7 protein-coding genes, 2 tRNA genes and 3 pseudogenes are annotated in these 11,425 nt (G+C 43.6%); 7 read left to right on the forward strand and 5 right to left on the reverse strand.

What is annotated here, in order from left to right; translation table 11 throughout:
* Positions 1 to 153, forward strand: a pseudogene (locus tag EWV66_RS03255) (IS630 family transposase); the annotation flags it as partial.
* Between the two features lie 52 nt (positions 154 to 205).
* Here EWV66_RS03255 and EWV66_RS23980 read toward each other — a convergent pair.
* From EWV66_RS23980 to psbU, 4 genes and pseudogenes are all read right to left on the reverse strand, one after another.
* Positions 206 to 802, reverse strand: a pseudogene (locus tag EWV66_RS23980) (glycosyltransferase); the annotation flags it as partial.
* Complete coding sequence (locus tag EWV66_RS03270; protein WP_002761164.1) at positions 799 to 1,893, reverse strand: HEAT repeat domain-containing protein; 1,095 nt, start codon at positions 1,891 to 1,893, stop codon at positions 799 to 801. The pseudogene EWV66_RS23980 and the gene EWV66_RS03270, both read right to left, overlap by 4 nt.
* A 213-nt stretch (positions 1,894 to 2,106) precedes the next feature.
* Positions 2,107 to 3,774, reverse strand: a complete 1,668-nt coding sequence (gene nadB, locus EWV66_RS03275) for an L-aspartate oxidase (RefSeq protein WP_052277563.1) — start codon at positions 3,772 to 3,774, stop codon at positions 2,107 to 2,109.
* 395 nt (positions 3,775 to 4,169) lie between these two features.
* Positions 4,170 to 4,577 (reverse strand): photosystem II complex extrinsic protein PsbU, encoded by a 408-nt coding sequence (gene psbU, locus EWV66_RS03280; RefSeq protein WP_052277564.1) that lies wholly within the window; start codon positions 4,575 to 4,577, stop codon positions 4,170 to 4,172.
* Between the two features lie 738 nt (positions 4,578 to 5,315).
* Between psbU and EWV66_RS03285 the strand changes: the two genes are divergently transcribed.
* From EWV66_RS03285 to EWV66_RS03305, 5 genes are all read left to right on the forward strand, one after another.
* A complete protein-coding gene (locus EWV66_RS03285) occupies positions 5,316 to 5,951 on the forward strand; it encodes a peroxiredoxin (protein WP_002735346.1) in 636 nt (211 codons plus the stop codon).
* A gap of 591 nt (positions 5,952 to 6,542) precedes the next feature.
* A complete protein-coding gene (locus tag EWV66_RS03290) occupies positions 6,543 to 6,836 on the forward strand; it encodes a ferredoxin (RefSeq protein WP_002790144.1) in 294 nt (97 codons plus the stop codon).
* A 194-nt stretch (positions 6,837 to 7,030) separates the two neighbouring features.
* Positions 7,031 to 7,115, forward strand: a tRNA-Tyr gene (locus tag EWV66_RS03295).
* Between the two features lie 8 nt (positions 7,116 to 7,123).
* Positions 7,124 to 7,195, forward strand: a tRNA-Thr gene (locus tag EWV66_RS03300).
* Positions 7,196 to 7,560: 365 nt separating this feature from the next.
* Positions 7,561 to 10,569, forward strand: a complete 3,009-nt coding sequence (locus EWV66_RS03305) for an alpha-mannosidase (RefSeq protein WP_185237553.1) — start codon at positions 7,561 to 7,563, stop codon at positions 10,567 to 10,569.
* On the opposite strand, the gene psbN is transcribed toward EWV66_RS03305, so the two are convergent.
* Positions 10,566 to 10,697 carry a photosystem II reaction center protein PsbN gene (gene psbN, locus EWV66_RS03310; RefSeq protein WP_012266479.1) on the reverse strand — a complete coding sequence of 44 codons (132 nt, stop codon included), beginning with the start codon at positions 10,695 to 10,697 and terminating at the stop codon, positions 10,566 to 10,568. The genes EWV66_RS03305 and psbN overlap by 4 nt on opposite strands.
* 538 nt (positions 10,698 to 11,235) lie before the next feature.
* Between psbN and EWV66_RS03315 the strand changes: the two are divergent.
* A pseudogene (locus EWV66_RS03315) lies at positions 11,236 to 11,319 on the forward strand (carbonic anhydrase); the annotation flags it as partial.
* Positions 11,320 to 11,425 lie beyond the last annotated feature (106 nt).

Genomic DNA, 11,425 nt, shown 5'->3' on the forward strand with positions numbered 1-11,425 from the left:
TGGCATTCCGCTAAAGAATACATAGCTAATCGAGAATTTGAAAATAAAGAAGAACTGGAAAAAGTAGTCAATCAGCTTTTAAATGAAGGGGGATTGATTATTAAATGGAGTAGAAAACTGAAAAATAAGGGTAATGCTGTCAATGTAACTTAAATGCGTAAAAGCTTACGCCCAACTGTTGACAAGCGGCGATCGCATCTTCTCAAGCTTTTTCCGGGGCAATCCGTCCCACCCAGGCTAGACAGGGGGAAGGAGCGGACCGAAACTAATACAAAGATACGTCTAAACCATTAGCCAAACAGCGATAGGGGGGAGATATTGAGAAAGTTTCTGCTTGGGCGACGGTGTGAAAAGCGAGTAAATGGGGAAAACTGCGGTAGGTTTTTTGAATAATATGATCCATCGCCAAAGAAACGGAAGCCATGCTGACTAAATGGGCGACGGGAGTGGCAAAAAAAGGAGTGAGATAAAAAGGCAGCCAATCCTAGGCAAAATTAACAATTAAATCGTACTGATGTTGTACTTGTTGAGCGTAGTGCCACATATTGGCCAAAACGGCATTTTCGGGCATGAAAATCGGGGCTTGCCGGCCTTGACTTTGGGCGGAAATCTGGGCATTTCCTGCTATAGTGATTAAGGGAATATCATGCAATTGCGAGGCTTCTGGAGCCACTACCCGCACCGCATACCCTTGCTTATTCAGAGTGCGAGCGAGATTATAAAGAGTTAATTCTAGGCCACCGCCGTCCCCCGATCCCAAAAATCCCACGGGGGTGGAGAGAAATAACAGTTTTCCACTCAATTTTGCACCTCAGTGGATGTGGTTTCAGTGAAGGAAGTATCCTGTACGTCATCATCTTCCGGTTCACCAGTGGTTTCCAGGGGAGCAATATCTAAGCGGGGCGGTAATTGCAGATTTAACTGTCTGATTGCCCAGCGTGCTGTTTCTTGCACTTCCTCATCGGAATCATCGAGGGCATGACAAATTAATTGACTGATCTGAGACATGATATCGTAGAGTCTGGTTAAATCCCGGATAGCATTTTTCCGCACTTGGGGATTTTTATCCTGGAGAGAGATAGCCAAAGCTTGGTTCATCGGTCGCAGGGAGCGGGTACAGATTTGAGCGAGAGCTTCTAGGGTTAAACTGCGTTCGTAGGAATCCCCATCCACCATACTATCGACTAAAGGCTGCATTGCCCTAGAATCGGACATCTGTGCCAGCTTCCAAACCGCCCGTCTACGGGTACGGGGATCGTTATCACGAAGACTTTCAATTAAACGCAGGATTAAATCTACGTTCGGGATGCGGGAGGTAGCTTGTACGGGCAAAGAAGGCTCGAAATCCTCGTCACCACTGCCATTAATGTCACTGCCCGTTTTGGGGTCCGCGTCGAAGGAATTGCCATTGCCCCTAGAAAAGTTGTTGAGTGGGTTTTTAGGATTGACGTAAGTTGTCTTTTTGCGCCGTTTTGAGGCTTTGCCCTTGGGACGATATTGGAAGAAAAGCGATAGTAAAACTCCCAATAAAGCGATGGATAACAAGGCCGAGCCAGCAATTAACGGTATTGGTGAAGTCTCGTTTTTGGCGGCGGCGTTGGCGGCCGTGGCGGTTTGACCTAGATACTTCTGGATATTAGCGATCGCATTTTGAGCAAATGTATCGTTCGGACGTTGTGCCAGAGCTTGTTGAAATTTTCCTAGGGCGAGTTGGTAATTTCTTTGGGCTGTAGCTTCGTAACCAGCTTTCATCAACTGATCGTAAGTGGCGACAGTCTGGGGTTGCTCTAACCTAGGGGGAGTTTGAGCGTTAGCCTTGGGTAAAGCCTGAAAATGATGACCCCAACTGCTCACACCGATAGCTAACAAAAATAGGAAATTGGGTTTGATCATAGAATTAATGCAACTGTTTAGGGGGGGGAGGGTAAAAGTATGATAGCCTAAAAGCCGTAAATGAAAAGCACTTAACTCCAGAGATAGGTCATGGACTACGGTGGTGATTGGGAAAGGCCTCCGGTGAGCGTGGGGCGAATAGTACGGCTCCTAGTAGCGAGGATAGAGTCCACTGTTTAGAGCTTAGGGATTATCTGTGAAAAACTGGCTTAATTAAGCTTGCACAGGCGTTTTACGCCACGTTCGACCTTGAATAGTCGTGTGGAATTGCCAATTAGCTACGGTTTCTGGATAATCGCCCCGATAGTGACCGCCTCGGCTTTCTGCTCGCAATAAGGCACTTTCCAGAATTAAGTCAGCGATAGCTAGAAGATTTAATGTCTCGATCGCTATTCTTATTTCTAACTGCACCGAGGGACACAAAAATAATTGTCCTTTGTCGGGGAGAAGATTCTGGAGAAATTGGCCCATCTTTAAGGATTCTAACTGTTGTTTCCACTGTTGCACCCGTAGGATAGCAGTTTCTAACTCATTTTGAAATCGGCAAATTCCCGCATTTTCCCACATTAAAATCGGTAATTCTCTGCGTACTTTTTGCCAGTATTCCTGTTCTTCTTGCCAATTTTCTGCGATTTCTAAGGGTTTTTCTGGTCTTTCCCCACGAAAGTTTTCTGGCTCTAGACCTATTTCAACTAAATTTGCCGCAAAGACAATACATTCCAAGAGAGAATTACTAGCTAAACGATTAGCCCCGTGAACACCTGTACTAGCGGCTTCGCCGATCGCATACAAACCGGTTAGAGACGTGCGGGCGTTTAAATCTGTGGCCACTCCTCCCATCCAATAGTGAGCGGCGGGGGCGACGGGAATCAGCTCCTCAAGCACATTAATGCCCCATTTTTGACAGATGCGGATAATATTGGGAAAACGATAACGCAGACGCTCCGGTTCGATTGGTCTTAAATCTAGATATACTTTGGCATGGGCGGGATCGTCGGAGGTTTTCTGCAAATGGCTAAAAATTGCCCGACTCACCACATCCCGGGGAGCCAATTCTCCGGCCGGATGATAATCGAAGGCAAAACGCCGCCCCTGGGCATCAATTAAATGCGCTCCTTCGCCGCGCACCGCCTCACTAATTAAAAACCGCGGCGCCCCCGGCACAGTCAAAGCGGTGGGGTGAAACTGAAAAAATTCCGGGTCGCGAATCACTGCCCCAGCACGCCAAGCGAGGGCGACTCCATCCCCCGTGCTAACGGCGGGATTGGTAGTTTGGGCATAGACTTGACCGCCGCCTCCCGTAGCCAGAATGACTGCTTGCGCTCGTAGCCAACAGAGATGATCTTGATGGAGTAAACAAATACCTTGACAGCGTTGCCCTTCCGAATCAAGCCACAGTTTCAGCGCGATCGCTTGGGGAATAATGGTAATATTGGGGCGTTCGACCACTTTTTCCATCAGGGTACTGATGATCGCTCTCCCCGTGCGATCGGCCGCGTGCAGTACCCTGGCCTGGGAGTGGGCAGCCTCAAGAGTGCGGGCTAAGTCGTCTCCGGAGCGATCAAAACTAACCCCTAACCGCAGCAAATCAGCGATCGCTTGGGGGGCCTTCTCGACTAAAAACTGCACAGCAGAGCGCTCGCATAAGCCCGCTCCAGCTTTCAGGGTATCTTCCAAATGGAAAACGGGGGAATCTGCCGGGGACGTGGCTGCCGCAATTCCTCCCTGCGCCCAATCACTAGCCCCAGTTTTTAAATCTTCTTTGGTAATTAAACCCACCTTTAAGTTAGGGGGTAAACACAGCGCGGCATACAATCCCGCCGCTCCCGATCCCACCACTAAAACATCTTGATAACTCGGCAGTTGCGAGGAAACGACCATGTAGGAGTTAATTGATAAATTCTATTTATTCTAGCACTTCATTTCTCTATAGCTCTGGCAAAAATCGCCAGTTTTTACCTTGGGTCAGTATATGGTCGCCAGTCGTCAACTTTTGACTGAAAACTCCAATCTGATCCCTAGACCTCTTATAAAAATCAAAAATTGTTGTTAGATTTAGGAGTCAGTATTCTCCGAGTCAGTAGAATTAAAAATGAATAATAATCAATTAAATAATCTATTTACCTATTTTATGCAATTTAATCCCTATTTTTGCCGTTTTTAAACCCTGAAAAATTAATTATGCCAGAGCTTGACTGAATAACTGATCACTGATCACTGAAAAAGGTGAGCGATCGCTCACCTAGGAATTTTTTTAAAACCGTAATTAACTGGATTTAGTAAACTCCGGGGTTAAAACGGTCATCACCCTCGATAAATTCTTTAGAAGGCTCAGTAACGGTGAATTTCTCTAGATTAGCCTGTAAACGCTCTTTTTGAGTGGTCGAGAGTCCGGGGATATTGAGGACATCTTCCACTTCTTGGTAGGGGGCGTTTTTGATGATTTTACCGGCTAAATTGGGATAGAACCCTCTCAAGTCCCGGAAATCGCGAATATCACTGTTATTAAGGTCGATTTTCGCCCCAAATTCTGTGGTTAGTTTAGCATCAGCCGCATTTAAGACCGCCACAGGATGAGAAGGAAGGGCGATCGAGGTAAGATTGAGAGCTTGAGCGGGAACTTTGCCCCAAAAACTCCCGATAATCAAGGCAATTACCGCCAGCAGACGAACAAGATTCTTCATTGCAGTTGTGGTCTCCTAAAACCAAGGCAAATTAACGATCAGGACAAGAAGTTAAGCCGTCAGCTTTCCGACTAGGCATAGGGTGGGGAATTGGGATTTGCCACCGCAGCCTAGCTATTAGCTGAACGCTGATAGCTAGTTAAAAAAGTTATATCATGCCATTAGACCAGATCTTGACACTCTCCGCACTTTTCGGGCGGAGATTCTTGGGCTGAATCTTGCCTCTACTAGCAAAGCTAATTTTGGTCTTACAGTTTCATGTCTAGTCAGACTACACCTATAAGGCAAGCACTCTCAAAGACTACTCCCCAAGCGTAAATTTCTGTGTGTCCCACAGTATTTAATTGTTTGGCGTTCTGACAGTTTGGACTTAATTAAACACCATTGACTGTTAGAAATTTTGAGATGACGGAGTAGGACATCTAACTTGTTTCCTCACGTTCTCACGGTCAGCAACCTACGAGCATTCTAGCACAAAGTCGTCCTAAAAGGACGGGGTTTTCAACCCAAATTTCCGATAACCCATTTGGCCGTACTAGGGGAAGGATTTTGGGGGTTGGGTGATGGGGGAGCCGGGAGATCAGTGAACTGATAACTCAAATCTGATCCCTGATCCCTGAAAAGGCTGATGGCTAATGCAATTATTACAAATCCCTAAAATTATCAATGAAGAACAGCACTCCTATGGCATCATAGACTGTTGCTTGTCTTGAAATATATAATAAGGAAGACACAATTATGGCTCTCCAATTGGGTGATATCGTTCCAGATTTTACACAAGATTCTAGTGCAGGTCCGATTTCTTTTCACCAGTGGGTAGGAGATAGCTGGGTGGTGCTGTTCTCGCACCCGGCTGATTATACCCCCGTTTGTACCACGGAATTAGGTACGGTGGCTAGTCTTAAGTCAGAATTTGAGCGACGTAATGTGAAAGTGATCGCTTTGAGTGTCGATAGTGCCGAATCCCATCGGGGTTGGATTAATGACATCAACGAAACTCAAAACACTACCGTTAACTATCCGATTATCGCCGATGGCGATCGCAAAGTGTCGGATCTCTACGGCATGATTCACCCCAATTCCCTCAATAATCTGACGGTACGTTCGGTGTTTATCATCGATCCCAACAAAAAATTACGTTTAACTATTACCTATCCTGCCAGCACGGGACGCAATTTTAACGAAATCCTGCGGGTAATCGACTCCCTGCAGCTCACCGATAACTATCAAGTGGCTACCCCGGCTAACTGGACCGACGGCGGCGATTGTGTGGTGGTTCCCTCTATTCCCACTGAAGAAGCTCGCAGCAAATTCCCCAAAGGAGTTGAAGAAATCAAACCCTATCTACGCATGACTCCCCAACCTAATAAGTAATTAGTGACCGGTAATCAGTGAACCAGATCCTGGAAAACTGACAATCCGAAAACCAAGAAATCGTCAGGGAGGGTTAGCCATCCGTTTTAACGGATGCTACCCCTGGCAACAGGGGATTTATCCCCCTATATCATTTATTGGTTTGATTGTCAATAGATTTTTTCCTAGTTTCCCTAGATGTGTTACCGGCAGTAGTGCCGAAAAGCAATTTCTTGGCTGGGTTAAAGACAATTCATCGACATCTATCTTAACCATAAGTTAAATTAATATTTAATAAAAATCGGCTCAAGACGAAAAAAACGATTAGCATCATGGCTCCAAATGCTTAGTAGTGGTTAGTTTAGCTAGATTGTAGAGGGATGAAATTATCTAGAGATCGAGCAAGTATCCTCAAGAATTCTGGGTTAGATATATAAGTAAATTTTATTTTAAGTTTATTTAAGACTGTCATTACTAATGCAAGGCTGAGTCGGGGAGATTTTCCCGTAGTATCAAAAATGAAACTCGTTCGCATTGTTCAATCTGACGACGAGCGAGAGGCAATTGTAGAGACTGCCGCTTTCACTGGCATTTAATTAAGAGGAACAACCGATGGCAACCTATAAAGTCACCCTGATCACACCCGATGGCAAGCATGAAATTGATGTTCCCGATGATGAGTACATTCTCGATATAGCTGAAGAGAAAGGACTGGACTTACCCTATTCCTGCCGCGCCGGAGCTTGCTCCACCTGTGCCGGTAAACTTGTATCTGGTACAATCGATCAATCCGAGCAATCCTTCCTTGATGACGATCAAATTGCAGCGGGTTATGTCCTCACCTGTGTCACCTATCCCAAATCTGACTGTGTGATCGAAACTCACCAAGAAGAAGGTATAGCCTAATCTCTCTCGAGATTATCAGAAAACTCCCGTTAAGTGCTATCTATAGCCTAATCTCTCTCGAGATTATCAGAAAACTCCTGTTAAGTGCTATCTATGGTGCTTAACGGGAGTTATTTTATGGCTCAAAAATTTTTTTCCCTAAACACTTGTGGGTTTTAGCTAAGGGTGCTATGATTGATAATCGTGGAATTAATGGGTCGGTGCCCGAGTGGTTAATGGGGGCGGACTGTAAATCCGTTGGCTACGCCTACGCTGGTTCGAATCCGGCCCGGCCCACCACGATCAATGCCCGTGTAGCTCAGTGGTAGAGCACACCCTTGGTAAGGGTGAGGTCATGAGTTCAATCCTCATCACGGGCTTTTTCTTCCCTGCTCATTCTCAATCAGCCGTTGGCGGATGAGATTAAGTCGGGCTTGCTGAATAAATCTAAAAACCTTGTTGGATAATATTTTTAGGCTTTTTTGAAATCAAAAAGTACTGGCCATTGGAGGGATCGGGGGGGAAATTTAGGGACTTTTTCCCTGAAAATTAGGTAATTGACCCCCTGAAAATGGGTAAAACCCTACACCCTACACCCTACACCCCACACCCTACCCCCACCGAAAAACTTTTTGCCGCAAACCCTAAGTAAGTCTTCAGCACTATTGCGTTAACACAAGTTCTCCCCCAGGGCAATTAGTCCTCGATCGCTTAAAATGGTCAAAATTAACTTATTTGTTGGCTCATGTCTCCCCTTGACAACATCGCTAAACTGTCTCACCTCACCCGCACAGATGTTCAGAAAAATTGGTTGATCGCTACAGCAGCGGGAAACCCAATTCAACCCGTCACCCTCAATGAAAAACAATACATTATTTGGCCAGCCGGCAGACAAATTCAATATCTAACTCAAAAAATTATTGTCCCCGAACATTTAGCCGGTTATCCTTTAGAGGGAATGGAACTGAGATTAATCCTAACTTGGTGGGCCGAAGATGTCAAAATTTATATTAATAATCAATTTATCCAAGCGGGAGATCTCTTTGATTCTTCCACGCGCATTTTACTTTCCAACTCTGTCTCTACTGGTCAAGAAATTCTTGTTACTCTCCGTTTAGTCAGTCCCAATCATGATATTGGTGGTTTGATGAAATCCCAGTTAATCTATGAATATAGCCAAGCGATCGATCCTAGTTTTGTTGCTGATGAATTGACCATTCTCCATAATTATCTACAGACTTTTTATCCTGAAAACTTAGCAGCTTTTACCGATACTCTCGATAATATTGACTGGGATAATGTCACCAACAAAGATAAATTTAATCGCTCCCTAGAATCAATTCGTCAATCCCTACAACCCCTCGCTAAACCTCTCAAAGAACGCAGTTTTCATCTTCTCGGTCACGCACATTTAGATCTGGCTTGGTTGTGGCCGTTGGCAGAAACTTGGCAAGTGGCACAAAACACTTTTATCTCGGTTTTAAACCTGCAAAAAGATTTTCCCGCCCTCATATTTGGTCATTCTAGCCCCCTAATTTACGAATGGATAGAAAAACATCATCCTGACCTGTTTCAAGCAATTCTAGAGGCATATAAAGGGCAATCCTGGGAACTTTTGGGCGGAATGTGGGTAGAACCAGAAGTCAATTTAATCTCTGGGGAATCCCTATTTCGACAGCTGCTTTATGGACAACAATATTTTCAAGAAAAATTCGGACAAATCACTAAAACCGCTTGGCTGCCGGATACCTTTGGGTTTCCCTACCAATTGCCGCAAATTCTTAAATCCTTTGGCATCAAATACTTTGTAACCGGGAAACTACATTGGAATGATACGACTAAATTTACCCACGGTTTTTTCTGGTGGCAATCTCCCGATGGTAGTAAAATTCTTTCCCTCATGTCTCCTCCCAATGTTGCCGGAGTTATGGATACTAACCCAATTATTATGACCGATCATGCTCTCAATTGGGAACAGCAAACCGGATTAAAAGAGATTTTTTGGTTGCCCGGTGTTGGCGATCATGGTGGCGGTCCGACTCGTGATATGTTAGAAGTAGCACAACGTTGGCAAAAATCTCCTTTTTTCCCCCAGTTAAAATTTAGCCAAGCAACAACTTATCTGGATAGTCTGGAGACAAGTAATCTTCCTATCTGGGATGATGAATTATATCTAGAATTCCATCGGGGTTGTTATACCACTCACTCTGATCAAAAAGCCTATAATCGTTACTGTGAAATACTCTTGTATCAAGGGGAATTATGGTCTTCTCTGGCTAATATTTTACTAGAGATTCCCTATCCGAAAGTCGAGATAGAATCCGCCTGGAAAAAGGTTTTATTAAATCAGTTTCATGATATACTTCCCGGGACTTCGATCCCGGAAGTGTTTAGGGATGCCAATCAGTTATGGCGGCAAGTTATCAGCACAGGTGAAGCACTTTTACATCAAGCTTTACAGGCAATTGCTAATCAAATTAATTTACCTAATCCCCCCCATCCCCAAGCGAAACCTTTTCTAGTTTTTAATTCTCTTAACTGGGAAAGATCTCAGGTTATCTCTTTAGCTGTAGAATCTGCCAATTGTTCGGTTTATGACTTAAATAATTGTCTCTGTCCTTCGCAATTATCCCACGACAATCAGCTATTATTTATCGCTGAAAATATTCCTTCTGTGGGTTATAAGTTATTTTGGTTAGTTCCCAATCAGCAAGCAGCCGAGCAAAATTTAATTAACTGGCAATTTATTTTAGATAATGGCTTACTTAAAGTTACTATTAACTCAGAAACGGGGGATATAGATAGTATATTTGATATAATTAATCAAAAAGAAATCCTGCAAGCTGCGGGGAACCAATTACAGGGATTTAAAGATCAAGGACAATATTGGGACGCTTGGAATATCGATCCGAATTATCAACAATATCCCTTACCTAAAACAGTATTAAAATCGATCGAATGCTTAGAATGTGGTGCCTTGCGCTGGCAGATTCGCGTGATCAGAAGTTTAGCTGATTCGGAATTTTGTCAAGATTATATCTTAGAAAAAGATTCTCCTATTCTCCAGATTAAAACTATTGTTAATTGGCAACAGGAACATACTTTAGTAAAAACCGCTTTTCCTCTTACGCTAAACAGCGATTTTACCACCAATGAAATTGCCTGTGGTGCGATCAAGCGTTACCACGAACCAGAATCACCAAAATGGGAAGTTTACGCGCATAAATGGGCAGATTTAACCGATACAGAGGCAAACTACGGGGTGAGTCTTTTAAATAATAATAAATATGGCTATGATGCTACTAACCAGCAACTGCGATTAACTCTGTTGAGAAGTCCCCGATGGCCCGATCCCGAGGCGGATCTGGGTAAACAAGAATTTACCTATGCAATATATCCCCATCAAGGTAACTGGAAACCGGCGAAAACTGTCCATCACGCTTGGCAGTTAAACTCACCTGTCAACGTTATTTTTATTAATAATTCTTCTCGATCAACCCAGTTGCCACCCGTGGCACAATGGTTAAAATTCTCAGCCGATAACTTAATTTTAATGAGTTTCAAACAAAGTGAAACAGCCTATCGGGGTTGGGTAATGCGCGTTTATGAATGTCAGGGAGAAAACGCTGTTATTGATTGGCAAAATCAATTAAAATTAACAATAAAAGAATCGATCGACGGTTTAGAAAGAGCGATCGATCCCGTCGAGCAACTTTTTCCTTGGCAGATAGCTACATGGTTATTAAAGAATTAATCTTCGTGATCTTCAAAAGGATCGCTTAATTCTGCAGCTGGCGGACCAAAAGCGGTATAAAGAGCTAAAACGGTAATCCCCACCAAAGCGGCAGCGATCGAAATCCCCAAAATTGTTGCAGTTTCCATAGAATAAAATTTGCTTAGATACAGTCTGTATCTTATCTTAACAAGATATAACCAATCTCGCCGCCGATAGCGATCGCTAATCGGTCCAGTTGAGGGTAAGTGCATCTTAACAATCCTTGACAAAATGAACTTTAGACCTCTTGCATAAATCCGAAAACAAACGATAGAAACAATAATGGGAGGGACTTTCAGTTAATTATTTATTAGTAGTTGATAATCTTCAAAAATGTTGCTGTACAAGGATCGACTTACACGATTCAGGCATATTTGAGGAGAATTTGCCATCTCAATTAAATAGGGTAACTATTCTGATGGACTGGTAAGCTGCCCGCGCATTTAAATTGCTTGTTGAAATAAGGCACTCTTGCAACATGAAAATGCGTCTTAGCTGATCATTTGAAATGCCTACAGGGCAAACAGATCACAAAATTGGCCAATTGTCAATAGCGTTTGAGATGCGCTTGCCCTGATCTCATGCCCGACAATGTTCTAAAAGGATCAACTAGAATAGCGATCGAACTAAACCAGAAGAATTATTATGAAGAAACTCCTACAGGGACTAGAAAGGTTTCAGAGTGGTTATTTTGATGAACATCGGCAATTATTTGAGGCTCTTCGTTACTTGTTATGGTTCGATAGGGGGGCATAAATCGACTAAATCCTTATCTGGCAAGAGACTTAATTGATTAGTTCGCTCTAGATAAAAAACAATTGACAAAAATCGCTAA

Source organism: Microcystis sp. M_OC_Ca_00000000_C217Col, assembly GCF_007095585.1.
GTDB lineage: Bacteria > Cyanobacteriota > Cyanobacteriia > Cyanobacteriales > Microcystaceae > Microcystis > Microcystis panniformis.